The sequence below is a fragment of the Janthinobacterium algoris genome (assembly GCF_051380935.1).
GTDB lineage: Bacteria > Pseudomonadota > Gammaproteobacteria > Burkholderiales > Burkholderiaceae_D > Janthinobacterium.
Map to the genome: position 1 here is coordinate 251611 of NZ_JBNYXZ010000006.1, position 24480 is coordinate 276090.

General features: G+C 62.7%; 16 protein-coding genes. 4 read left to right on the forward strand and 12 right to left on the reverse strand.

Annotated elements, in window-relative coordinates; genetic code table 11:
- Window positions 1-7: 7 nt before the first annotated feature.
- Complete coding sequence (narH, locus tag ACQ4W7_RS11650) at window positions 8-1558, reverse strand: nitrate reductase subunit beta (protein ID WP_426074416.1); 1551 nt, start codon at window positions 1556-1558, stop codon at window positions 8-10.
- A gap of 1 nt (window position 1559) precedes the next feature.
- A complete protein-coding gene (locus ACQ4W7_RS11655; protein ID WP_436530587.1) occupies window positions 1560-5258 on the reverse strand; it encodes a nitrate reductase subunit alpha in 3699 nt (1232 codons plus the stop codon).
- Between the two features lie 245 nt (window positions 5259-5503).
- Here ACQ4W7_RS11655 and ACQ4W7_RS11660 point away from each other — a divergent pair, with 245 nt between their 5' ends.
- Window positions 5504-5875 (forward strand): ribonucleotide reductase subunit alpha, encoded by a 372-nt coding sequence (locus ACQ4W7_RS11660; RefSeq protein WP_426074414.1) that lies wholly within the window; start codon window positions 5504-5506, stop codon window positions 5873-5875.
- Here the strand turns inward: ACQ4W7_RS11660 and ACQ4W7_RS11665 are convergent.
- Genes ACQ4W7_RS11665 through ACQ4W7_RS11675 form a run of 3 tightly spaced genes read right to left on the reverse strand, consistent with a single transcriptional unit; the run spans window position 5861 to window position 9263 of the window.
- Entirely contained in the window at window positions 5861-6556 is a 696-nt protein-coding gene (locus ACQ4W7_RS11665) for a carbonic anhydrase (protein ID WP_426074413.1), read from the reverse strand. The genes ACQ4W7_RS11660 and ACQ4W7_RS11665 overlap by 15 nt on opposite strands.
- Window positions 6557-6612: 56 nt before the next feature.
- Window positions 6613-8010: a NarK family nitrate/nitrite MFS transporter gene (locus tag ACQ4W7_RS11670; protein WP_426074440.1), complete on the reverse strand. Its 1398-nt coding sequence runs from the start codon at window positions 8008-8010 to the stop codon at window positions 6613-6615.
- A gap of 8 nt (window positions 8011-8018) precedes the next feature.
- Window positions 8019-9263: an MFS transporter gene (locus tag ACQ4W7_RS11675; RefSeq protein ID WP_426074439.1), complete on the reverse strand. Its 1245-nt coding sequence runs from the start codon at window positions 9261-9263 to the stop codon at window positions 8019-8021.
- A gap of 225 nt (window positions 9264-9488) precedes the next feature.
- On the opposite strand from ACQ4W7_RS11675, the gene ACQ4W7_RS11680 reads away from it, so the two are divergent.
- Entirely contained in the window at window positions 9489-9845 is a 357-nt protein-coding gene (locus ACQ4W7_RS11680) for a GNAT family N-acetyltransferase (RefSeq protein ID WP_436530590.1), read from the forward strand.
- 86 nt (window positions 9846-9931) lie between these two features.
- Window positions 9932-10309, forward strand: coding sequence for a SirB2 family protein (locus ACQ4W7_RS11685; RefSeq protein WP_436530592.1), 378 nt, complete (start codon window positions 9932-9934; stop codon window positions 10307-10309).
- A 4-nt stretch (window positions 10310-10313) separates the two neighbouring features.
- Here the strand turns inward: ACQ4W7_RS11685 and ACQ4W7_RS11690 are convergent, their stop codons facing one another.
- The 3 genes from ACQ4W7_RS11690 to ACQ4W7_RS11700 form a co-directional block, all read right to left on the reverse strand.
- On the reverse strand, window positions 10314-12788 hold the full coding sequence (locus ACQ4W7_RS11690; protein ID WP_436530594.1) for a TonB-dependent siderophore receptor: 2475 nt from the start codon (window positions 12786-12788) through the stop codon (window positions 10314-10316).
- Between the two features lie 66 nt (window positions 12789-12854).
- Window positions 12855-13847: a FecR domain-containing protein gene (locus tag ACQ4W7_RS11695; RefSeq protein ID WP_436530596.1), complete on the reverse strand. Its 993-nt coding sequence runs from the start codon at window positions 13845-13847 to the stop codon at window positions 12855-12857.
- Window positions 13847-14359 carry a sigma-70 family RNA polymerase sigma factor gene (locus tag ACQ4W7_RS11700; protein ID WP_426074409.1) on the reverse strand — a complete coding sequence of 171 codons (513 nt, stop codon included), beginning with the start codon at window positions 14357-14359 and terminating at the stop codon, window positions 13847-13849. Before ACQ4W7_RS11700 ends, ACQ4W7_RS11695 begins: the two co-directional genes overlap by 1 nt.
- A gap of 192 nt (window positions 14360-14551) precedes the next feature.
- Between ACQ4W7_RS11700 and ACQ4W7_RS11705 the strand changes: the two genes are divergently transcribed.
- Entirely contained in the window at window positions 14552-15064 is a 513-nt protein-coding gene (locus ACQ4W7_RS11705) for a hypothetical protein (RefSeq protein ID WP_436530598.1), read from the forward strand.
- Window positions 15065-15070: 6 nt separating this feature from the next.
- Here the strand turns inward: ACQ4W7_RS11705 and ACQ4W7_RS11710 are convergent, their stop codons facing one another.
- From ACQ4W7_RS11710 to ACQ4W7_RS11725, 4 genes are all read right to left on the reverse strand, one after another.
- Complete coding sequence (locus ACQ4W7_RS11710) at window positions 15071-16390, reverse strand: DUF3472 domain-containing protein (protein ID WP_436530600.1); 1320 nt, start codon at window positions 16388-16390, stop codon at window positions 15071-15073.
- 63 nt (window positions 16391-16453) lie between these two features.
- Entirely contained in the window at window positions 16454-17854 is a 1401-nt protein-coding gene (locus ACQ4W7_RS11715; RefSeq protein WP_436530602.1) for a Gfo/Idh/MocA family protein, read from the reverse strand.
- A 66-nt stretch (window positions 17855-17920) separates the two neighbouring features.
- A complete protein-coding gene (locus ACQ4W7_RS11720; protein ID WP_436530604.1) occupies window positions 17921-20968 on the reverse strand; it encodes a TonB-dependent receptor in 3048 nt (1015 codons plus the stop codon).
- A 503-nt stretch (window positions 20969-21471) separates the two neighbouring features.
- A complete protein-coding gene (locus ACQ4W7_RS11725) occupies window positions 21472-24432 on the reverse strand; it encodes a TonB-dependent receptor plug domain-containing protein (protein ID WP_436530606.1) in 2961 nt (986 codons plus the stop codon).
- Window positions 24433-24480 lie beyond the last annotated feature (48 nt).

The following is a 24480-nucleotide window of genomic DNA, read 5'->3' on the forward strand; positions in this document are numbered from 1 at the left end:
CGGTTCCTTAAGCGCCTGGCGCCGTTTTGCGCGACTTCGGCATCTGCATGAAGATGGCCGAACCGTGTTTTTTCTTGCCGAACAAGGTCGGTTCACTGGTGCCGTCCGAGCAGCCATTGCCGAAGCTGAAGCCGCACGAGCCCTTCTCGTTGAAGCTGTCTTCGGCCATTTCCTTGTGGCTGCTGGGAATGACGAAACGGTCTTCGTAATTGGCGATGGCCATGATGTGGTACATGTCTTCCACCTGCGCCTTGGTCAAGCCCACCTGCTTCAATACCGTCAGGTTCTCCACCTTGTCGACGGTCTTGCTGCGCATATAGGCGCGCATGGCCAGCATGCGGTCCAGCGCCGAGACGATGGGCGGCTGGTCGCCTGCCGTCAGCAAATTGGCCAGATACTGCACGGGAATGCGCAGGCTTTGCGTGTCCGGCAGCATGCCATTCACGCCCAGCTTGCCCGATTCGGCGGCCGCCTGGATCGGTGACAGGGGTGGCACATACCATACCATCGGCAAGGTGCGGTACTCGGGATGCAGCGGGAACGCCACTTTCCAATCGACGGCCATCTTGTAGACGGGCGACTTCGCGGCCGCTTCCAGCCACAGGTCGGGGATGCCCTGGCGGCGCGCCTCGGCGATGATGGCCGGGTCGTGCGGATCGAGGAACAGATCGAGCTGCGCCTGGTACAGGTCCTGCTCTTGCGGCACGGAGGCGGCAGCCTCGATCTTGTCGGCGTCGTACAGCAGCACGCCCAGGTAGCGGATGCGGCCCACGCACGTTTCCGAGCACACGGTAGGCTGGCCCGCTTCGATGCGGGGGAAGCAGAATGTGCACTTCTCCGCTTTGCCGGACGACCAGTTGTAGTAAATCTTCTTGTACGGGCAACCGGAGATGCACATGCGCCAGCCACGGCATTTGTCCTGGTCGATCAGCACGATGCCGTCGTCTTCGCGCTTGTACACGGAGCCGGACGGGCAAGACGCCACGCACGTCGGGTTCAGGCAATGCTCGCACAGGCGCGGCAAATACATCATGAAGGTGTTTTCGAAGGTGCCGTACATTTCCTTCTGCATGTTGTCGAACAGCTTGTCCTTGCTGCGGTGGGCGAACTCGCCCCCCAGGTCATCCTCCCAATTCGGACCCCATTCGATCTTTTCCATCTTCTTCCCCGTCAGCACGGAGATCGGACGGGCGGTCGGCGGCGTCTGCGACAGCGGTGCGCTTTGCAGGTGCTCGTAATCGTAGGTGAACGGCTCGTAGTACTCGTCGATGGCCGGCAGGTTCGGATTGGCGAAAATATTCGCCAGGATTTTCAGTCGGCTGCCCTGGCGCGGCTCGATCTTGCCCGCGTCCGTGCGGCGCCAGCCGCCATTCCACTTGTCCTGGTTTTCCCACTGCTTCGGATAGCCGATGCCCGGTTTCGTTTCGACGTTGTTGAACCATGCGTACTCGACGCCGTCGCGGCTGGTCCACACGTTCTTGCAGGTGACGGAACAGGTGTGGCAGCCGATGCACTTGTCCAGGTTCAGCACCATGCCGATTTGCGCTCTGATTTTCATACTATGCTCCTTCTTCCTGCAACGGGCCTTCCAGCCAATCGACCTTGTTCATTTTGCGCACCAATACGAATTCATCGCGGTTGGAGCCCACCGTACCGTAGTAATTGAAGCCGTACGCCAGTTGCGCATAGCCGCCGATCATGTGCGTCGGCTTGGGCACGGCGCGCGTCACGGAGTTATGGATGCCGCCCCGCTTGCCCGTCATCTCCGCGCCAGGCACGTTGATGATCTTTTCCTGCGCGTGGTACATCATCGTCATGCCGGACGGGATGCGCTGGCTGACGACGGCCCGCGCCGTCAGGCTGCCGTTCACGTTGAAGACTTCGATCCAGTCGTTGTCGACGATGCCGGCCGTCTTCGCGTCGATTTCCGACAGCCACACGTGCGGTCCGCCGCGCGACAGGGTCAGCATGCGCAGGTTGTCCGAATACGTGGAGTGGATGCCCCATTTCTGGTGCGGCGTCAGGAAGTTCAGCGCCAGTTCCTTGTTGCCGTTCGGTTTGGTGCCCAGCAGCGCTTCCGTCGTCTTGGTATTGATCGCCGGCTTGTACACGCACAGGCCTTCACCGAAATCGCGCATCCACAGGTGATCCTGGTAAAACTGCTGGCGGCCCGTCAGCGTGCGCCATGGGATCATTTCATGCACATTCGTATAGCCGGCCGTGTAGCTGACTTCTTCGCTTTCCAGACCCGACCAGGTGGGCGAGGAAATGATCTTGCGCGGCTGCGCCTGCACATCGCGGAAGCGGATGCTGTCATGCTCGCGCGGCTTGGCCAGATGCGTGTGCTCGCGTCCCGTGATGGCCGACAGCGCGGCCCAGGCTTTCACGGCCACGTGGCCATTCGTTTCCGGCGCCAGCGTCAGGATCATCTCGGCTGCATCGATGGCCGTGTCGAGGCGCGGCTGGCCTTTCGACACGCCTTCATCGAGCACCGTGCGGTTGATGCCGCGCAACACGTCGATTTCATGCCCCGTTTTCCAGGAAATGCCCTTGCCGCCGTTGCCGATGGTTTCCAGCAGCGGTCCGATCGAGGTGAACTTCTTGTAGACGTCGCGGTAATTACGCTCGACCACCGTCATGTTCGGCATAGTCTTGCCCGGCACGGCTTCGCATTCGCCGGCGCGCCAATCCTTGGGATCGAAAGGCTGGCCCAGCTCGCCCGGCGTATCGTGCATCAGCGGCGTCAGGATGATGTCTTGCTGTGTGCCCAGCAGTTCGCCGCCGATTTCCGAGAATTTCTCGGCGATGCCCTTGTAGATTTCCCAGTCCGACTTCGATTGCCACAAGGGCTGCACGGCTTCCGACAACGGGTGGATGAAGGGGTGCATATCCGAGGTATTCAAGTCATCTTTTTCATACCAGGTGGCCGTCGGCAGCACCACGTCGCCATACAAACACGTGGTCGACATGCGGAAGTCCAGCACCACCAGCAGATCGAGCTTGCCTTCGGCGGCGGGACGCACTTTCACCTGTTTCGGCGTGATGCAGTCGTCTTCGTCGCTGAGCAAACCGTTCTGCGTGCCCAGCAGGTATTTCAGGAAATACTCGTGGCCCTTGCCCGAGCTGCCCAGGATATTCGAGCGCCAGACAAACATATTGCGCGGGAAGTTGGCTGGATTGTCCGGGTCGTCGCAAGAGAACTGCAACTGGCCGGCCTTGATCTGATCGAGCGCATAGGCGGCCGGCGCCTGCCCCGCCGCCTTGGCGGCCTTGGCCACTTCCAGCGGATTGGTTTGCAGCTGCGGCGCCGATGGCAGCCAGCCCATGCGCTCGGCCTTGGCGTTGTAGTCGAGCAGGGTCAGGTCGCCCGTGCCGCTGGCGGCCGATGGCGAGGCGATGTCGCCCGTTTCCAGCTTTTCATGGCGCCACTGGCTGGTGTGCGCATAGAAGAATGAGGTGCCGTTCATCTGGCGCATCGGCCGCACCCAGTCCTGGGCGAAGGCCAATGGCGTCCAGCCGGTTTGCGGACGCAGCTTTTCCTGTCCCACGTAATGCGCCCAGCCACCGCCGGACTGGCCGATACAGCCGCACATCATCAGCATATTGATGATGCCGCGATAGGTCATGTCCATGTGGTACCAGTGATTCAGGCCGGCACCCACGATGACCATGCTCTTGCCGCGCGTCTGGTCCGCATTTTCCGCGAACTGGCGCGCCACGGTAATGACGTCGGCGCGTTTCACGCCCGTGTGTTTTTCCTGCCATGCCGGGGTGTAAGGCACGTCGTCGTCATAGCTTTCCGCCACGTTTTCGCCGCCCAGGCCACGGTCGATACCGTAGTTGGCCAGGGTCAGGTCGAACACGGTGGTGACCAGGGCGGTGCTGCCGTCGGCCAGGCGTATGGTTTTCACCGGCACTTTGCGCAGCAGCATGTCGGCCGCATCCTTGCCGCCGAAGTAGGCGAAACCCACTTCCGTGACGGCATCGCTGTCGTTGATCATGGACAGCATCGGCACGATGGGCACGCCGCTGCCGCCTGCCTTCTGCTCCAGGTTCCACTTGCCCGATTCGCCCCAGCGGAAGCCGATGGAGCCGGCCGGCGCCGTGATGGCGCCCGTGGTTTCGTCAATGACGAGGGTTTTCCATTCCGGGTTGTTGGTTTCGTCGAGGTTGTTGTCCAGGTGCGAAGCGCGCAGGAAGTAATCGGGCACCAGGGTGCCGTTATGCTCCTTGAGCAGCACCAGCATGGGGAAGTCCGTGTACTGGCGCGCATACTCGCGGAAGTAGGCGCTCTGCCCTTCCGAGTGGAATTCCTTCAGGATGACGTGGCCCATGGCCAGCGCCAGCGCGGCGTCCGTGCCCTGTTTCGGGGCCAGCCAGATGTCGCCGAACTTCACCATTTCGCCATAATCGGGCGAGATGGCCACGGTTTTCGTGCCCTTGTAGCGCACTTCCGTGTAGAAGTGGGCATCCGGCGTGCGCGTCATCGGCACGTTCGAACCCCACACCATCAAATAGGTCGAGTTGTACCAGTCGGCCGATTCCGGCACGTCCGTCTGTTCGCCCCACACTTGCGGGCTGGCAGGCGGCAAGTCGCAGTACCAGTCATAGAAACTCAGGGCCACGCCGCCGATCAGTGACAGGTAGCGCGTGCCGGAGGCATAGCTGACCATGGACATGGCGGGAATCGGCGAGAAGCCGACGATGCGGTCCGGGCCGTATTTCTTGATCGTCAGCGCATTCGCGGCGGCGATGATTTCATTCGATTCTTCCCAGGTGGCGCGCACGAAGCCGCCCAATCCACGGATGGACTTGTACTGCTGCGAGCGCACGGGGTCCTGGCTGATCCAGTCCCAGGCGGTGACGGGGTCCATGGTCTTGCGCGCTTCGCGCCACATTTCCATCAGGCGGCCGCGCACCATCGGATACTTCACGCGCTGGGCCGAATACACATACCAGGAATAGCTGGCGCCGCGCGGGCAGCCGCGCGGCTCGTGGTTGGGCAGGTCGGGCCGCGTGCGCGGGTAATCGGTTTGCTGGGTTTCCCAGGTGATCAGGCCATTCTTGACATACACCTTCCAGCTGCACGAGCCGGTGCAATTCACGCCATGCGTGGAACGCACGATCTTGTCGTGCTGCCAGCGCTGGCGATAGGCGTTTTCCCAGGTACGGTCTTCATCGACCACGGTGCCATGGCCGTTGGAAAACGGCTCGGCGGGCTTGCTAAAAAATTTCAGGCGGTCCAGAAAGTGACTCATGCTACCTCCACATTGCGCCGCAGGCAGCGGCGCCAGGTCTTAAAAAACGCTGCAAGCAGGATGGCTCAAGCGTCGATACAAACAGTCTATCGATGCGCCCCGCGCGGCGGTATTGGCAAGAAGTCGGTTTCCGGCACCAGGAATGCATAGGCGCGTAGTCACCCGGATAGTCACTATTGCCTATGGGCGCCGCGAGCGTGCTGCGGTATACCTGTCGTCATCGTTCAACACAGAGAAAGAGCACCATGTCCATTACCGATTACGCCAGCTTGCTGCGCAGCGCCCGCGACCAGGAACAGCCGCAACGTCTGCTGTTCACCTTTACCCAGGCGCAGGCCCAGCCAGGCGGCCAGGGCAAGTCCCTCACGCCCGTGATGTGCGCCGACAAGCTGCCAGATGAACTGGGCAGCTTCGATACATTGATGGAGGAGTCGAAACAGATGCAGACGCACTGGGACGTGGTCTTCGTGGCGGGACTGGCGGGCCAGGACGGCCAGCCGCCCGCCGCGCAGGCATGCGAGGCGCCCCTGCGCGCCATGGTGACGGCCATCGAGCAAGGGCGTATCGACGGCCTGCTGGCGTTTGACCGCAGCGGCGATCTGTTACGCTTTAGTTGAATCCGGCCAAGGGCGCTCGTGCAAATGGCGCGCCCTTTCGATTGGACACACGAGCGGCAAAAACTGCTGCTGGCGCGCCGAATACGCCATCAGCGCGCCGCTGTCGATGTCAAAATACCAGCCATGCAATTTCAATAAGCCCTGCTCCACCCGGCGCTTCAGCCAAGGGTAGGTCAGCAGGTTGTCCAGCGACTGCAGGATGCTGGCCAGTTCGCACGCATGGTGCTGTTCCTCCGATGAGCGGTGCGCCAGCTCGCGCCGCACGCGCTGCGCCACCGGTTCGGCAATGCGCATCCACTGTCCCACGAAGTCCGTTTCCTGCCCTTCCGCGCGCGGCTGCGGTTCCAGCAGTGCGCGGATGCCGCCGCAGCGCGCATGTCCGAGCACGATGACCCTGGCCACTTCGAGCTTGCAGACGGCAAACTCGATGGCCGAACTGACGCCGGGCGGCGCGTCGGGCGTGCACGGCGGCACCAGATTAGCGATATTGCGCACCACGAACATGTCACCCGGGTCGCTGCCCGTCAGCAGCATGGGGTCGACGCGCGAATCGCAGCAACCGATCAGCAAGGTCGTGGGCCGCTGCCCATCGCGCAGGCTGTCGTACAAGGTCTGCGGCTCGCTGAAATACTGCCGCTGAAACAGGCTGAAGCCGTTGACGAATTTTTCCAGTTCTTCCATGACATACTCTCATTTCCTCAACGTCTGGCAAGAACGACTTGCCAGACACTCCAACTTTAGCAAGGCATGGGCGCATTCTTGCGCGCATAGCACCACCAGGTAATCGCAATGCAGCTCACATAAAAGCCGATGAAGCACCACAGGGCCGCGTCGGGGCTGCCCGTCAGAGAAATCGAGGTGCCATAGCTTTTCGGAATGAAGAAGGCACCGTAGGCCGCCACGGCCGAGGTGAAGCCCAGGACTGCCGCGCCTTCCTTGTTGGCGTCGACGATGGCTTGCTCCTGCGCCGCCTTGCCCTTGCCGGCCGCAGCGCGCTGGTGCTCCGTCAAAAAGATCACGGGGATCATGCGGAAGGTCGACGCATTGCCGATGCCCGTGCCGGCGAACAGCAGCATGAACATCCAGAAGAAGCCCTTGAAACTACCCGCAGTGTGCACACCTGCGCCGGCTTGCGGCATGAAGTACAGCACGCCCAGCACGGCGCCTATCATCAGCAGGAAGGACCACAGGGTGACTTTGGCGCCGCCCAATTTATCGGAAATCACGCCGCCGGCCACGCGCGCCAGCGCGCCGACCAAAGGGCCCAGGAAGGCGTAATCGAGAGGGTTGACGTCGGGGAACTGGATCTTGATCAGCAGCGGGAACGCGGCCGAATAACCGATGAAGGAGCCGAAGGTGCCCGTGTACAGCCAGCACATGAGCCAGTTGTGCTTGCGCTTGAAGATCACGGCCTGTTCGGAAAACGAAGCCTTGGCCGAGGCCAGGTCATTCATGCCGAACCAGGCCAGCAAGGTACTCAAGGCGATGAACGGCACCCAGATGAAGCCCGCGTTTTGCAGCCACATGTCCTTGCTCACGCCATTCTTGACCCAGGTGAGCGAGTCGCCGCCCCAGGCGCCGAAGACGGCGAACGTGATCACCAGCGGCACGACGAACTGCACCACCGACACGCCCAGGTTGCCCAGGCCCGCATTCATGCCCAGCGCGAAGCCCTTGCTCGCCTTCGGGTAGAAAAAGCTGATATTGGCCATCGACGAAGCGAAATTGCCGCCGCCGAAGCCGCACAGCAGGGCCAGGATCAGCATGGTCGGATAGCCCGTGTTCACATCCTGCACGGCCAGGCCGATGCCGATGGCGGGAATCAGGAGCGACCCCGTGGAAATGGCCGTCCAGCGGCGGCCGCCAAAGATGGGCACCATGAACGAATAAAAGATGCGCAAGGTGGCGCCGGACAGGCCCGGCAAGGCCGTCAGCCAGAACAGCTGGTTGTTACTGTAGGTGAAGCCGATGTTGGGCAGGTTGACCACCACCACGCTCCACACCATCCACACGGCAAACGCCAGCAGCAGCGCGGGAATCGAAATCCACAGATTGCGGGCGGCCGTGGCCTTGCCCGTGCTTTGCCAGAAGCTCGGGGTTTCCGGCTCCCAGGTATTGATCATGTAGCGGCTCATTGGTTTGCTCACAGCGTCACTCCTGCAGGTTGATTGATTGGTGCCGCACGCAGCGGCTTGAACGAGAAATACATCCAGACGAGGGAAACGCAGACGGTGCCGTACAGAAGCATGAAGGCGCTCGAACGCACGCCGGTGAAGTCCACCAGGGCGCCGAACATCACGGGCAGGACGAAGCCGCCGAGACCACCGGCCAGGCCCACCACGCCCGAGACGGCGCCGATGTTGTCGGAAAAGTCATCGCCGATGAACTTGAAGACGGAGGCCTTGCCCACGGCCATGGCGATGCCGACGATGAACAGCAGCACGGTGAACCACAGCGGCGACAGGCCGATGTGGATAGCCAGCGGCCCCGTCACGGTCTCGATCACCATCTGCGTTTGCGGATATGACAGCAGGAAGAAACACACCCAGCACACCCACATCACGGCCCAGGTGACTTTGGCGGCACCATATTTGTCCGAGATCCAGCCGCCCAGCGCGCGCAGCACGCCGCCTGGCAGCGAGAAGCAGGCCGCCAGCAGCGCCGCGTGCTTCAGGTCGAAGCCGTATTCGGCCACGTAATACTTCGTCATCCACAGCGCCAGCGCCACATAGCCGCCGAACACCACCGAGTAGTACTGGCAGTAGCGCCACACGCGCGGGTCCTTCAGCACCTTCATTTGTGCCGAAAAACTCTCGCCCGATGGCGCCAGATGCGATTTGTCGGTGTACGAAAACAGCCAGAAGATAATGGCCGTGGCCAGCATGGCCACCGCATACACCTTCGGCAGCATTTGCCAGCCGAAGGCGGCGACGATGCCCGGCGCGACGAACTTGGTCAGCGCGGAACCGGAGTTGCCGGCGCCGAAGATGCCCATCGCCAGGCCGCGGCGCTCCTTTTCATACCAACGCGCCACGTACGGCGTGCCGACGGAAAACGAGCCGCCTGCCAGGCCCACGAACATGCCCAGCACGAGGAAATGCCAATAGACGGTGGCGTAGGAAATCAGGTAGATCGGCACCACGCTGGCCAGCATCAGCAGGAAGAAGACGCGGCGTCCACCGTATTTGTCGGTCCAGATGCCCAGCGGCACGCGCACGAGGGAGCCCGTCAGCACGGGCATGGCGGCCAGCAGGCCGAATTGCGTTTCAGTCAAGCCCAGGCTGGTCTTGATGGGAATGCCCAGTACGGCAAACATCATCCATACCGCGAAGCAGATGGTAAACGCGAAGGTACTGCTGACCAACACGGACGCCTGCTTGCGCCGCATGCCCGGTTCGACTGCCTTGTTACTACTGTTGTTCTTAGTGCCATCTAGGGTAGCCACGATGTTTCTCCATGAATGCACTGGCCGTCTGGCCAGCCGTCCCGACCAGCTTACGTGGCAGAGGGGAAAGGCACTATCGGCCACAGGGTGATTCTGGAAAGGCAATCTGGATAGCCGTATCGGCAAAAGTGACTAGATACAGGCACGCGGACCTAGCCTGGATGGCGGGTGTCTTACAAAAGCCGGGGCGAAGCCGTGCGCGCGGCCGTCGACAGGAATCTATGCCTGGTCGCCCTCCGGGCCGGCCAAGCCGCCGGCTATGCGCTGCTGCACGAGGACTTCTTTGGCTACGGTTTTGTCCCGCTGGTGGTGGTCTCGTCCGCGCAGCAGCGGCGCGGCGTGGGACTGCGCCTGCTGGCGGCCGCCGAAGCCGCGTGCCAGACAAAGAAACTGTTCACCTCGACGAACCAGTCCAACCTGGCCGCGCAACGGCTGTTCGCCACCGCGGGCTTCGTGCGCAGCGGCCAGATCGACCATCTCGACGAGGGAGATCCGGAGCTGGTGTACGTAAAATGGTGCCGCTGATTGCGCGACCTCCCGACGACGTATGGCGCGGCGCACGAAAGGCGGCTATGCTGGCGCCACCGTCAATCAACGCCACCGACACACGCATGGATTATCTGAGCCTCAAACATTTCCACATGGGTTGCGCCGCCGCCAGCGGCTTTCTTTTCCTCTTGCGCGGTGCCTGGATGTTGCGCGCCTCGCCCGCCTTGCGGCAGCGCTGGGTGAAGGTGCTACCGCACCTGGTCGACACGGCCCTGCTGGCCAGCGCCATCGCCCTGGCCGTGTGGAGCGGCCAGTCTCCCGGCAGTCAGCCCTGGCTGACCGCCAAGCTGTGCGCGCTGCTGGCCTACATCGTGCTGGGCACGATTGCCCTGAAACGTGGCAAGACGCCGGCCGTGCGCGGCGCCGCGTTTGTCGGCGCCGTGCTGCTGTTTGCCTACATCGTTGGCGTGGCCGTCACCAAGCAGGCCTGGCCGCTCTGATGCATCAGAAAATGTAGCGCAGGGTCACGCTGGCGTTGCGTGGTGCGCCCCAGTAAGCCTGGTTGTACATACCGAGCTGGCTGTAGTAATGCTTGTCGAACAGGTTGTTGACGTTTGCCTGCAGCGACAGCTGGCGCGACAGCGCATATTTGGCCATCAGACTGGCCACGGTGTAACCGCCCTGCTCCACGCGCTCGACACCGTTCGGCCCCGTGGCGTCGCGGTAGGCGCCGCTCTGCCAGTTCACGCCGCCGCCCACGGACAAGGCGCGCCAGTCGCCATCGAGCTGCCAGGTGGAAAACACACGCGCCAGGGTTTGCGGCACATAGCTGTTCAAGCGCGCGCCCGCGTTGTCCTCAGCAGCCGCATGCGACACGCTGGCCGACACGTTCCAGCCCTTTGCCAGCTCGCCCGACACATCCAGTTCCACACCCTTGCTGGTGGTGCCCGATGCCGCGAAATACGCCTGCGTCAGCGAATTACCGACAACATGCCCCGTGTCTTCTTGCGCCAGGCCATCTTGCGCGATGCGGAACACGGCCAGCGCGGCATTGAGTTTGCCGCCAAAATACTCGCCCTTCACGCCCACTTCCACATTCTTGCCCTGCACCGGGTCGAGGTAGCGGCCGAACCGGTCCTGGTAGCCCTGCGGCTTGAAGATTTTGCTGTAGCTGGTGTACAGCGCATGCTGCGCATCGATATCCCACACCAGGCCCGCGTAGGTCGTCACGGCATGCTTGGCATAGGCGTAGCTGCCGCCCCAGTCGTCAACATGGTCGGCCTTGTAACGGCTGTAGCGCGCACCGACGATCAGTTTCAAGGGGTCGGCCAGCGAAAAACGCGCCGTGCCGTAGATGCCGCGCTGCTGCACCGTATCGAGCAGCTTCCAGCGCGAGAAACCGGGATCGTTCCAGTCCGGCTCCGGCGTCACGCCCCGCCATTGATGGAAATTGCCGTAATCGACGCTGCCGCCGGCGATGCCCGGATAGCTGGAGAACTGCTTGCTGCCAGAGACGCCAAACGCCAGGTCATGCGTGCGCCCCAGCAGTTGCACCGGTCCCTGCACATAGGCATCGACGCTATCCTGGCGCCGCGTGCCTGAATAGAAGCCGGGGCCGCCCTTCATGCCCTGCCCCGTGGCCTTGTCGGGCCACAGGTAGGCGAAGGACTCGGCAGCCGAGTAATCGCCCCAGCCGTGATTCAGCATGGCCGTCAGGTTCCAGCCGCTGCCCAGGTCCTGCTCCAGACGCAGAAAGGCCGTCTGGCTGGTGCTGAACCAGCGGCTCCAGGTGGCGGCCGTGGTGGCCGAGCGGGACCAGGTGGCGCGCTCGCCGTTCGCATGCCACAGCGGCAAGCCGCCATACATGCCGCCGCGCGGGCGGTTATCCTGGTACTCATAGCCCGCGATCAGCACGCTGCCGGGCCCCAAGTCCGCTTCCACGGTGGCGTAGGCCATGGCTTTCTTGCCGTGATACAGGTTCACATACGATTCGCTGTCCTGGTAGCTGGCCACGACACGGCCACGCACCTTGCCATCCGCAGTCAAAGGCGTGGACAGGTCCGCGCTGGCGCGCGCATTGTTCCAGGAACCCAGGCTCAGGGCGGCATTCCCCGCCAGCTGCCGCGAAGACGCGCGCTTGCGCACCAGGTTGACGGTGGCCGACGGTTCGCCGGCGCCAGTGAGCAAGCCCGTGGCGCCGCGCACGATCTCGACCCTGTCATAGGCCGTCATGTCCAGCGTGCTGTCGCCCACGCTGAACGCATTGTCGACCGTGGTGGGGATGCCGTCATACTGGTAGCTGGCGATGGAAAAACCGCGCGCGAAGAACGAGGTACGGTCGCTGTCGTAGCGGTTGATGGCCACGCCGGCCGCATTTTGCAGCACGTCTTCCACCGTTTGCAGATTCTGGTCATCCATCTGCTGGCGCGTGACCACGCTGACGGCTTGCGGCGTCTCGCGCACGGACAGGCCCAGGCGCGTGGCCGAGCGCATGGTCTGTGTCGTGTAAGCGCCGCTGCCTTCCGTCACGCCATGCGCGCTTGCGCTGGCGGTGACCTTCGTCTCGGGCATGGTCTGGCCGCCGTCCACGGGCGCCAGGTCAAGCACATAGCCACCATTCGCCTGCGGCACGGCACGCAGACCCGAACCGGCGACGATGGCGCCCAGCGCTTCAGGCACGCTGTAGCTGCCCGTCAGTCCGGCGCTGCGCTTGCCTGCCAGGCTGGCGGCCTGGTAGGAAATCATGGTGCCCGTCTGCTGGCCAAAGCGCACCAGCACCTGTTCCAGGGTGCCGCCGGGTATCGCCAGTTCGATGCGCGCCCCATTGGCTGCCTGAGTAATAGGTGCGACGGCCAATGCGCCGCCGGCGGCGAGCAGCCACAGGGCCTGGCTGACGGCCAGTGCCGCCACGCTGCGGCGGCATACGGTGGAAGCGGAAGAGGAAGAGGAAGAAGCGTAAATAGGTGTTGTGCTGGGCATGCGGACTGTTTTCCTGAAAGTGAATGAAGGGTTCACTTGCTATGTCACGCGAAAATCGAAAACCCCTCATTTTTCAGAAAATATTGATGAATTCTTCCGATGCGGCACCACGGTCACCCAGAAGCGCGTGCTCTGGCGCACGTCGACGGGCAAGGTGCGCGTCAGCATGTCAAGCACTTGCGTGGTGTCTGCCAGCGGGTAGATGCCGGACACGCGCAGCTGGGCGACGGCCGGATCGCAAGCCAGGCGCCCATGGCGGTAGCGCGCCAGCTCGCCGATAAAATCGGCCAGCGGCATGTCGTGCGCCACCAGCATGCCCGTCGTCCAGGCATCCGCGCCGGCAGGCAAGGCTTGCACGGCACCGATCTGCGCCGCCGTAAAGCTGGTTTGCTGACCGGGGTGCAGCCTTTGCACAGCGCCGGGCGCCAGCTTTGGCATGATGTCAACAGCGCCCGCGAACACGCCCAGGCGCGTGGCCTCGCCACCGGCGCGCACGGCAAAGCGCGTACCCGCGGGCTGCAAGCGGCCCTGGGCCGTCTGCACGATAAAAGGCCGGCCGGCAGGATCGCGCGCCGTGCTGACCATGATTTCGCCCTTTAATACTGTCACCAGGCGCTGGCCTGCGTCATAGCGCACGTCGACGGAGGTGGCCGTATTGAGGGTGATGCGCGTGCCGTCTGCCAGCACGATGTGGCGCAATTCACCCGTGCCGGTGCGGTAGTCTGCCAGCCAGCATCGCGCCTGCTCATCGCCGCCCACTATCCATGCCCCGCCGCCCACGGCCAGCAGCGCCAGGAGTTTGAGCGACTGCCGGCGCGCCGCATTGGCCTGCGCATGCGCGGGCTTGCGCGCCAGGGTGCCATGCGCCAGCGGCGCCGGCAAGGCACGCATGCGCGCCATGCAGCCTTCCACATGCAGCCAGGCTTGCTCATGTTCCGGATCACTGTCGCGCCAGACGCGCCAGGCCTGCTCCACTTCCGGCGTGGCGTCACCGGCCTGCAGGCGCACCAGCCACTCCACGGCCTGCAGGCTGGCCGCTTCCGGCGTCAAGGCGCCCATCACGGCCCCGGCTGGGAAAAGAAGCACTGGTGCATGGCTTTGACCAGGTAGCGCTGCACGGTGGCCAGCGAGATATTCAGTTCCAGTGCGATGGCCGCCTGCGGCATGCCATCGAGCTGCGACAGTAGAAAGGCGCGACGCACGACCGGCGCCAGGCCATCGAGGCGGCGGTCGATGTCGAACAAGGCTTCGAGCAAAATGGCCTGCGCTTCGGGATCGGGTGCGTGCTGCGCCGGCAAACTGGCCAGGGTGTCCAGGTAGGCCGCTTCCAGGTCGCGGCGGCGGTACAAATTGCCCAGCACGCCCTTGGCCACCGTCGTCAGGAAAGCCCGCGGCTCGCGCGCGGCGATGGCCACGTCACGGTTCAGCAGGCGCATGAAGGTGTCGTGCGCCACGTCGGCCGCGTCAAAGGCATTGCCCAACTTGTGCTTGAGCCAGCCTTGCAGCCACCGATGGTGTTCGTGATACAGGCTGCCCACTTCCTGGTGGACGCCGGATTGGGCAGCCGACACGTTGCATACTCCCTGGTTCGTAAATAGTAATGATTCGCATTCTATATCTATGCGGTGCTGCGGCGCAAGCGGCCTGCGACGGGCATGTGGTCGGTTCTGCAGAACGCGCCAGCTTGCAGGGCAATGATAGTATTTATGACATGATGCACACGCTGGCCATCCCGGCCATGCCACCACCATTGAGAGGCAAACATGCTGCTATCTGAGCTGCTGACCAAGCTGACCTGCGGTGACCTGGAAGGAGAGGAGCTCGACGAAGCCGTCACCGCCATCACCGATGCGCCCTCCGCTCCACGCGACGAGTGGATCGATAGCGATGCGCAGGCCTACGCGGTGGCGATCCTCTCGCATCTGGGCGGCTACATGGCGTCGAGCGACAAGCTCGATGAACTGCACGAACAGATACAGGAAATGTTCGACGATTTCCCCGACTTCCCGTACGAAATGCTCAAGGACAGCGACGGTAGCGCCCTGCCCTATTTCGAGTGGCTGGATACGGAACTGGCGCAGCGCGCCGTGGACGAAGGCGGCTATGAGCTGATACAGATCGACGGCAACGGCACCGATGAAATGGATGCGCTGGTGGTGTACCGGCGCGATACAAACGACATCATCCAGGCGGCAGCATTGATGGGAGTGACGATAGGCCGGCCGCTCACTTACTATCGCGGCATCGAAGCGATGGTGGGCAAGCGGCCGGGCTAAGGGCGCCTATTGCATCGGCAAGGCGCTCACATCGACGGTGGGTGCCTGCCCCGTGGCGGGCCGCGTGAAGTTCTGGCTGGTTTTCACGACATCGGCAAAGAAGCCGCCGTTATGCAGGTAGAACTTGCCGTTTTCCAGGCCGCCCGCGTAATCCATGCGCTGCGCATTGGTCGCCGTAGCGTCGCCCGTGTAGCGCCCTGCCGTCACTTCCGACCAGGTGCCGGAAACGTTCCTTGCCCACTGGTTGCCAAACTGGACGCGGCGCTCCGTGTAGCCCAGGGTGTCGATGAAGTTCTCAAGGAAGGAATGCACGCCCGTCAAGTACGTGCTGATGGCCGGCCGCTTCCAGGTGGCGATGTAGCGCCACTTGCCCGTCTCTGGCGCGAAGAACCAGGCCGAGTAATCGCTGCCGCCCTTGCCATCGGGCCGCGCGCGCGTGATGAAACGGTACGTGGTGCCGGCCGCCCAGTCATACGACAGGTAAGTCTGTCCGCCCGTGCCCTCGCCGCCAAACGCATTGTCGACCACGCCGGCACCCTTGCTGACCAGGGTAGTCTTCGCGCCATTGTCGGCATCCCACACGGAAAACAATATCCAGCGCTCGCTGGGCGACTTGACCTGAATGCCCATATAGCCCTGGCCGAAGCCGTTGGCCATGAAGTAGGAGCCGATGGCGTCCTGCCCCTTCGGTATCGTCATCTCGTTGTAAAAATACTCGGTATTGGCCGGCACCGCGTAGCCCATGTGCACGGACGGCCCGCGCCGCGACCAGTAGTAATTGGCCGGATCGTTGGCATAGTTCAGCGTGGCACCGGCCATCACCTTCAGCGCGGCGACCTCGCCAAACGTGGCCTTTGCGCGTGTCAGTCCCTGCAAGTCCACCTTCACATAGCCGGCCGCCGGCACGTTCACCGTGCCGACGGCGTAAGTCTTGCGCGCCTTGCCGGCCAGCTTGACGTCGAAGGGCTGGCCGTTGAGCTTCACGCGGATGGTGCTGTTGCCGCCATCGGCCAAGCTGGCATCGAGCGCCACCTGGACGGGGCCCGCCCCGGCCACGCGAAAATACGTGCTGGCGACGGCAGCCGGATTGCTCCAGCCGGCCAGGCCATGTTCGCCGATGACGGCGCCCTCCTGCCCGCTGGTGATGAAGGCGTTGCCGGCCAGTTCCACGGTGGCGGAGTTGGCCGGTGCGGTCACGCTGGCGGCCAGCAAGGCGGTGCCGCCCGTGCTGGTGCTGGTGCTGGTGGCGGTGGCGCCGCCGCAGGCTGCCAGCAGCAAGGGCATGGCGGGAAGGACTGTGTAGAGTAATGAACTTCTGTGTTTCATCAACGTCTCCTGGGATAGAAAAAACCCGCCACGGCGGCAGGCGCGGTAGCGGGTGAATGGTGCTTAGTATTTGCCGTCGAGGGCAAAGATCGGCTTGCGCGATTTCCACTGCCCGCCCGTGAAGTCGGGGAAGTCCAGGGTCTGGAAGTTGGCGGCAATCGATTGCTCGGACAGCGGCGTGATGGCGCTCCACGTCACGGCATCGTAGATATCGATCGGCATCGGCGCATTGGCCTTCAATGCTTCGACAAAGGCATGGATGACGAAGAAGTCCATGCCGCCGTGGCCCGCGCCTTCGGCCTGCGCCGCGTACTTGCGCCATACGGGATGGTCATACTTGTCCTGGTAGACCTTGAAGTCGTCCCACTGGTGCGGCTTGCTGACGCCTTCGATGTGAATCGCATTGTTCAAGTCCATCCACAGGCCATCCGTGCCTTGCACGCGGAAACCCAGCGAATACGGGCGCGGCAGGCTCGTGTCGTGCTGCAGGATGATGGTTTCGCCGTTTTCGCACGCCAGCGTGGTGGTGACCACGTCGCCCAGCTTGAACTTCACCTTGGCGTTCGCATGCTGCGCGCCGCCCGGCTGCTTGACGATGTAGTCGTGCAAGCCGCGCGCCTTGCTGGCGAAGGCGTTGATGCGCGTAAAACGGTTGCCGCGGTTGATGTTCGTGTACATGGCGCACGGGCCGATGCCGTGGCTCGGATACAGTTCGCCATTGCGCTCGACCGAGTGTTGCGTGCGCCAATGGGCTTCCGACCAGCCTTTTTCGCCGAATTCCACGCCGCCGCCATACGGCTTGGCCGGATTGCCGCTGTTGAATTTGACGGCGCGCAGGTCATGCTGGTAGCCGCCCTGCAAGTGCAGCAGTTCGCCGAACAGGCCCGCGCGCACCATCTGCAGCGCGGCCATCACGTCGCGGCGGTAGCACACATTTTCCAGCAACATATAGGGCGTACCCGTTTTCAACTGGGTATTCAAGACATCCCAGTGGTCTTGCAGGGTGATGCCGGCCACCACCTCGCAACCGACGGGTATCTTCGCCTGCATGGCGGCAATCGCCATGGGCGCGTGGAATTCCCACGGTGTGGCGATGATCACGCCATCGAGGCCGCCCGCATCCAGCATACGCTTGTAGGCTTTCTCGTCGCGGTCTTCGCCATACGTGCGCGGACGCGGCTTGCCGGCTTTGGCCACCTGGCCCAGCGCGTGTTTCAGCATGATCGGCTCGATATCGCACAGGGCAACCACTTCCACGTCGTCGCGGCGCACCAGCTCGGCCAGCAGCACCTGGCCGCGCATGCCCGTGCCGATCAGTCCCAGGCGGACCTTGTCGCGGTCGGCGGCAGGTGCGGCGTTGGCGGCGTTGGCGGCGCCAGGCAGCAAGGCGCTGCCGGCCATGGCGCCACCGGCCAGCGCGGCGCTGGCGGACAGGAAATTGCGTCGATTGATTTGTGTCGTCATTGGTCTCTTCTCGCTTCCATTGGTAATGTTCGTCACCGGCCCGCCGCACGGCGGGCCGGCTGCAGTTTAATAGGTGTATTCCGCCGTGAAGCGCACGGAGCGCGGCGCCGTGCGTCCATCCACTTGCAGGTAATTGCGGGAGATGGCGCCATGGTCTTCGCGCGTTTCGGTATAGCGGGTGACGGTCTGGCTGTTGAAAACGTTGAACACGTCCACTTTCAGGCTCAGGCCTTTGACGGCGCTGGGAGTATAGGCCACATTCATGTCCAGCTGGGCTTGCCATGGCAGGCGGCCCTGGCTGCCGCGCGGCGCCGGCTTGCCGTTGCAATAGAAGTAGGAATCGCCGTAATCGTTCTCGAACTTCAGGTTGTCCGGCAGCGCACCGATGCAGTTGCGCGGCGCACCCGAGATCAGCGACAGGTTGGCACCGACCATCACGTCCGGGATGAGCTGCATGAAGCCGTAAGCCTTGAAGGCGTGGCGGTGGTCGCCCGGCAGATAGCCATACGCGTTGTACATCAGTTCCTTGTGGTCGTCGCTGACCGTCAAGCCCACGTCGCCGCCGCCGATGCTGTCCGTCTGGCCTTCCATATTGCCCTTCAGCGCGGACAGGGTGTAGGTCAGCTTGCCGTACCAGCCGTTCGTGTACGGATGCTCGACGAACATGTTCAAGGCGCGGTAGGTGCGCGATGGCAGCGGATTGCCCCACTCTGCCGCCGAAATATCCACGCGACGCAAGCCCTTGCCGTCGTCAAAGTCCACCATCAGGCTGTTGTCGCGGCCAGGGTTGATGATGGCGCACTGGAAGCCGCCCCACTTGCCCGTGTCGACGCTGTTGCGCGAGGCCCAGGCTTGCAGCGGACGCGCGTCGCAAGTGTCATCGTTGGTATCGTTCAGCTTACGGTACAGGACGCTGGCGCCCACCACCAGCTTCTTGCTCAGGGCGCGTTCGAAGCCCAGCGAGAATTCATCCTGCGACAGCGGTTTCAGGCCAACGGCCGTCACTTCGCGCGCATCGCGGCTCTGGCCATACGCGTTGTTGGCCGAATACGGCTTGCTGATCGCATGCAGGCCCGTCGGCGCGCCCGTGACGGGATCGACGCCCGTGTAGGTGAACATCTCGCTGGTGGCCAGGAAGGGGCTGGCCATGTTGCTCGACAAATTCGACGGCACCGGCAAATGGTAGCGGCCACCGTTGGCGAAGAATTTCAGGGTGCCGTCACCCAGGTAGTCCCAGGTGGCGCCCACGCGCGGGGCGATCATGTTGCGCTGCGAAATGAAGGCCACGCCATCGGTACTGTAGTTGGTGAACTGCTCGCGGCGCAGGCCCAGGTCCAGCAGCACCCGCTCCGTGACCTGATAGTGATCCTGGATATACTGCGCCGACTGCACGCTGGTCGGACGCGCCAGGTTGGCGTTCAGTTCCTTGCTGACGTAATAGCCCTGCTTGCCGTAGCCGTCGCCCTGGTACGGCGTTTCAAAGGCGCCGTTGATCGGCAGATTCGGATCCGTGGCCCGCTGGTAGTTCCAGCGGTAGCCGCCGGCCAGGCTCAGGCCCACTTGCGATTCCACGTCGATGCGGTCGATGCCGCCGCGCAGCGAGTGCTTGCCCAGCTTGTATTCGAGGTCCAGGCGCTTGGCTTTCTGGCGGTCTTCCGAGGAAGGGTCAACCAGGGTGCCCGTCACCGCTTGCGGATTGGCATAGGAGAGGCCAGGCACCTGGGTCGACGTGTTCGACGAGGTCTGCGCCAGCAGCGGGTTGTAGCCATTCGGCGTGCGGGTGTGCGCAGTGCGCGACTGGCCCATCATGGCCGTCACCGTCAGCTTATCCGTCAGATAGCCCGTGTACTTGAAGATGTCGACATTCGCGCCTGGCGCAGCCGACGAGCCGCAGCAGTTGATGGTGGTTTCGCTCCCGCCGCCAGGCACGTTGTTGCGTTTCAGCGTGGCATAGTCGAAGCCATAGCTCTGGCTGTCCGTTGTCGTGCGGTCATACAGCTTGGTATATTCAAAGTGATGATCATCCGTCAGATTGTAGTCCAGCTTGGCCATCATGCGGTCAACCTTGCTCTTGCTCTCGCGCCAGCCGTTCGGCAGCACCTTGTCCACCAGGTCGTCGCGCGCACCAGCGACAGAGCCGCCATCCGTGCGCGTCTGTTCCAGCGCCACGAAGGCGAACAGTTTGTTCTTGATCAGCGGCCCGCTGCCGTACAAGCCGACGACCTTGCTGGTGCTGCCGTTATCGCGGTTCCAGTACTTCAAGGTGCCATCCGTCTTCGGATTGGCGCCCGTGTTCGGGTAATACCGGTTTTCCGTCGTGCCCTTCAGCGAGCGGGGGATGATGGACACCTTGCCGCCGAATTCGACCTTGTTGCCGCCGCTCTTGGTGGTGATGTTGATCACGCCGCCCGTGGAACGGCCAAATTCCGAGCCGTAGCCGCCCGACAGCACCTGCAGGTTGGAAATCGCGCCAAACGGCAGTTCCGACGCGCCCACCTGGGTCAGGATGTTGGTGATGGGGAAACCGTTGACGTAAAACGCGTTTTCCGACTGGCCTGAACCGCCGATCGATGGCGCATTGCCATACACACTGTTGGTGCCGCGCGCCACGCCCGGCGTCAGCTGCACGATGGAGGCCACGTCATTCCCGACTGGCAGCGCTTTCAATTCCTTGGCGGTGAAGATCACGCCATTGTTAGTGTTCGACACGTCGATCGGGTTGCGCGACGCTTTCACCACGACGGTCTGCTCCTGGCCCACAGAACCGGCCGCGCTGGCCGGACCGAAGTTCGCTTCCGCACCGGCGCCGATCAGCGCTTCGACTTCCTGCGACGCTTCGACCGAACCGGCCCGCAGCACGCGCACCGCATAGCGGCCTGGCGGCATGGAGTTGGCCACATAGCGGCCCGACGTATCGGGCGTCAAGCTGCGCTGCACGCCCGTCGCCAGGTTTTCCAGTACCACGGTGGCGCCGGCCGGCGCGCTCACTTCGCCGAAAATGGTGCTGGTGGCGTTCGACTGTGCCCAGGCCTGGCCTGGCACGCCGGCCGCCAATGCGATCACGATCGCGGCGGCACGGCTGATGTCGCGCAATTTGAGTCGGGTGCTATGCATGATTGTCTCTCCGTCTATATCGAGGGTTATACGCGCCCTCCCCGCTCCAGGGCGGAGTCGGGGGAACGCAATTTTTATGGTGGTCGTCGGCCGGTGCAGCCAGGCAGTTGCACCTTTCGGGAAATCAGTCCGTATCGGCTGATTTTCGTTTTCTTGGGATTACTTTAAAAAGAAAAATAAGTATCGTCAATAAAAAGAAAGCCATAACGCAAATTTATCGATCAACCCAGCAAATAAATGCGATTTATCTTTCGGTTTAATGAGTGGCCCGGCTGACAACTTTCGTTATCGTGGTGTGACAGATACATGCGCATGCAAGAACGTGGCCTATGAAGGACAATCCGCACAGAAATTGTGTGAGGAAAACGCGAAAGTAGACATGGTAATCCCCTTTCATTTACGTTTATCTTTCATATTGCGCATTTCGGAATATTGTTTTTTCTTTTCATGGTAATACCCGGCCCGCCACTATGCCGGCTGGCGGGCCGGGGCAAGATCACGCCTTAAAAGAACTTGTAGCTGGCCGAGAGGGCAAACTGGCGGCCGAACAGGTCCTGACTATGGTTGTAGCCTTCCCAGCCGTTCGGGTCGTAGTACGGCTGCTTGTTGAACGCGTTTTTCACGTTCAGGCCCACGTCCAGGTGCTTGATCGGCTTCCAGCTGAAGGCCAGGTTCACCGTGGTGTACGACGGTGCGCCCTTGCACTGGCCCGCAGGCAGGGCCACGGAGGCGGCGGTGCAGTTTTCCGGCGTGTTGTCCTTGTCCCAGGGACCGTAGGCCCAGCGCGTCTTGCCCGAGTAGTTGATGAAAACGCTGCTGACGAAGTTGCGGTAGCTCCAGTCGGCGTTGACTGTAGCGCGGTAGCGCGGTGAATCATAGTAGCCGACGGTATTGCCCTTGATGTCGCTGCCGTCTTCGCTGTCATGGGTGTCGCGCTTGCGGATGGTGGCCGCGATGCCGGTACTCAGCTTGCCCCAGTCACCGAGCGCAAAGCGCGTGCGCGCATCGATGTCCACGCCGTCCATCAGGGTGCGGCCCCGGTTCGAGTACGAGTTGATCAAGCCGCCCAGGTTGCCCACCGAGTAGCCCGGCACGCCGCCCGCGCACACGCCCGCGTTGGCGGGATTGGCGCACATCGCTGCCACCGCCGCCATATTACCCCGGTCCGCGTCGGTCAAGCTATTGCGGATGGCGCTCGATGTGCCGGCCAGGGTCGGGCCATACTTGTCCACCAGTTCCGTAAACAGCTCGTTGAAGTCCTGGCGCACGATTTCGTCGCGACGGTTGATGAACCAGTAATCGATGGAGATGCTCACGTCCTTGGCCGGCTGCAGGACCAGGCCCACGGTCGAAATCTTGGCTTTTTCCGGGCGCAGGTTCTGGTTCGGCGGCGTCAGGCCGCCCACCGTCGTCGCGCAATTCGAATTGAGCAGGCTCTTGCCCAGGTCTGCATCCGTCGCCACCTTGGACTTCAGCAAGGCGCGCGCCATGGCATTCGTTTCGTCGCAGCGCACCGTGTCGCGGATGCCGCCCACCTGCGCAAAGACGCCGCCCGACCCTGCTTCGGCCAGATTGGGCGCGCGGAAACCTTCAGAATACGTCCCGCGCAGCATCAGGTCGGGCCGCGCGCGCCAGATCACGCCCAGCTTGGGCGCCAGGTTGGCGGCAAAATGCGGGTATTTGTCCAGGCGCGCGGCCGCATTGACTTCCAGTGTGTCGCTGAGCGGCACCACCACTTCGCCAAACACGGCGGCGATGGTGCGCCGGCCATCGAACCAGGAACCGCCCTGCTGCGTGATCAAGCCATTGGCAGCATCCGCGTTGCCGGGCGTGAGGAAGCTCTCGCGCATGATGTTGGTGCCCACGGCGGCGCGCACTTCGCGCTCACCGAGCTTGAACAAGGTGCCTTCCAGCTTCGCATCCCACGTCATCAGCTTGGTCCAGGATTCGATGGCGAAGGTCGGGTAGGCGGCGCGCAGGAGCGCCGCGTTGGCGTCGCTGATTTCGCCGAACTTGTAGGCGGGATTGTCCGAGATGTACGTGCGGCCGCTGACGGGATCCTTGGTGAACGGGCCGAACGCCTGCTTGAAGCCATTGATATTCAGATTGGCCGTCTGGAACAAGGTGGAATGGCTGCCCGCCACGCTCAGCGCCGTTTCAAAATCCCAGCCACCGCCGATGCTGCCGCGCAGGCCCAACAATGCGCGGTAGTTTTCATCGACATTTTTCTGGCCGAAGTGGCCCGTCGCATCTTGCAACAGGTAATTCAAGCCGGCCGCGCCGCCCATCCTGGCCACCATGTCGGCATCGAGCTTGCCCTTCAGGTAGACGTTGTTCGGGCTCAGAAAAGGCGTGGCGAAGGTGTTCAAGGTATTGCCTGTATTGCGCGCGAACCAGTTATTCGTGCTGCCGCTATTGAAGCTGGACGGACCATTCTCGCCGCGCATCTTGATGTGGGTGAAGGCGCCTTCCGCGAACGCTTCCATGTCGCCACCCAGTTTCAGCCGGCCGCTCAGGTAGGCTGTGGCGCGCTCCGAGGTCGGACCCGTGTCGAGTTGGTTGGGCAGCGCATTCCACACGCAGCGCGTGCCCGAGGCTTCGGTGATGCTGGTGTTGCAGCCAGGCGCGGCGCGCTGGGTGCGAGCATTGTTCTTCGCCTTGTCGAAGACAAAGAAGGTCCCGGGATTCATCACGCCCGGTTCGCTGCCGACGCCCACGCGCATGTTCGGGATGAAATTGGGATTATTCACGTAAAAATACGAGGGACGCTTGCGGTAGGTATCGGCCAGCGCAATGCGGTCGCGCTGGTAGACGTTCACGGAACCGTAGATGTTGTAGCCATCGCTGGCCAAGTCGCCCAAGCCATACAGCACGCTGGCTTGGCGCTCGCCATAGGCTTTCACGCTGGGCGAAAACTCGCCATTGGCGCGCGCTTCCAGGCCTTGATACGATTTCTTGGTGATGACGTTGATGACGCCCGCCACGGCATCGGAGCCATACACGGCCGACGCGCCATCCGTCAGGATTTCCATGCGTTCGATGGCGGCGGCGGGAATGGCGTCAATGTTGACGAACATGGTCTGGAAGCCGGCCGGCGCACCGTAGAACGACAGGCGGCGGCCATTCAGCAGCACCAGCGTGCCTTGCGCACCGAGGCCGCGCAAGTTCGCTTGCGAACCGCCATCGGACCCTGTGAACATCGAGCGGAAATCCTGCTGCGCCGGACGGGCGGCGGGCAGGTTGTCGAGCACCTGCAGCAAGGTGAGCGCGCCCATGTTTTCAATTTGCTTGGCGTTGATCACCTGTACGGGCGACGCCGTTTCCGCGTTGATGCGCTTCAGGCTGGAGCCCGTCACTTCGACGCGCGCCAGTTTCTCCTCCTCCGCTGCCAGCGCAGTTGAGGCCAGCGCAGTTGAGCCCAACCCTACCGCCACCATGGCGGCCATCAGTTTTTTCAAGTGCATTCCCATCTCCCTTATTATCAGTGGTTATCAGTGATTTTTTTCGTCAGG

Excerpts from the sequence above, each read along its gene's own strand:
- ACQ4W7_RS11660 (WP_426074414.1), top strand. The coding sequence starts at position 5,504 with ATGTCCATTACCGATTACGCCAGCTTGCTGCGCAGCGCCCGCGACCAG.
- ACQ4W7_RS11725 (WP_436530606.1), bottom strand. The coding sequence starts at position 24,432 with ATGCACTTGAAAAAACTGATGGCCGCCATGGTGGCGGTAGGGTTGGGC.
- ACQ4W7_RS11685 (WP_436530592.1), top strand. The coding sequence starts at position 9,932 with ATGGATTATCTGAGCCTCAAACATTTCCACATGGGTTGCGCCGCCGCC.
- ACQ4W7_RS11675 (WP_426074439.1), bottom strand. The coding sequence starts at position 9,263 with ATGCGGCGCAAGCAGGCGTCCGTGTTGGTCAGCAGTACCTTCGCGTTT.
- narH (WP_426074416.1), bottom strand. The coding sequence starts at position 1,558 with ATGAAAATCAGAGCGCAAATCGGCATGGTGCTGAACCTGGACAAGTGC.
- ACQ4W7_RS11720 (WP_436530604.1), bottom strand. The coding sequence starts at position 20,968 with ATGCATAGCACCCGACTCAAATTGCGCGACATCAGCCGTGCCGCCGCG.
- ACQ4W7_RS11705 (WP_436530598.1), top strand. The coding sequence starts at position 14,552 with ATGCTGCTATCTGAGCTGCTGACCAAGCTGACCTGCGGTGACCTGGAA.
- ACQ4W7_RS11665 (WP_426074413.1), bottom strand. The coding sequence starts at position 6,556 with ATGGAAGAACTGGAAAAATTCGTCAACGGCTTCAGCCTGTTTCAGCGG.
- ACQ4W7_RS11695 (WP_436530596.1), bottom strand. The coding sequence starts at position 13,847 with ATGGGCGCCTTGACGCCGGAAGCGGCCAGCCTGCAGGCCGTGGAGTGG.
- ACQ4W7_RS11710 (WP_436530600.1), bottom strand. The coding sequence starts at position 16,390 with ATGAAACACAGAAGTTCATTACTCTACACAGTCCTTCCCGCCATGCCC.
- ACQ4W7_RS11655 (WP_436530587.1), bottom strand. The coding sequence starts at position 5,258 with ATGAGTCACTTTCTGGACCGCCTGAAATTTTTTAGCAAGCCCGCCGAG.
- ACQ4W7_RS11690 (WP_436530594.1), bottom strand. The coding sequence starts at position 12,788 with ATGCCCAGCACAACACCTATTTACGCTTCTTCCTCTTCCTCTTCCGCT.
- ACQ4W7_RS11715 (WP_436530602.1), bottom strand. The coding sequence starts at position 17,854 with ATGACGACACAAATCAATCGACGCAATTTCCTGTCCGCCAGCGCCGCG.
- ACQ4W7_RS11670 (WP_426074440.1), bottom strand. The coding sequence starts at position 8,010 with ATGAGCCGCTACATGATCAATACCTGGGAGCCGGAAACCCCGAGCTTC.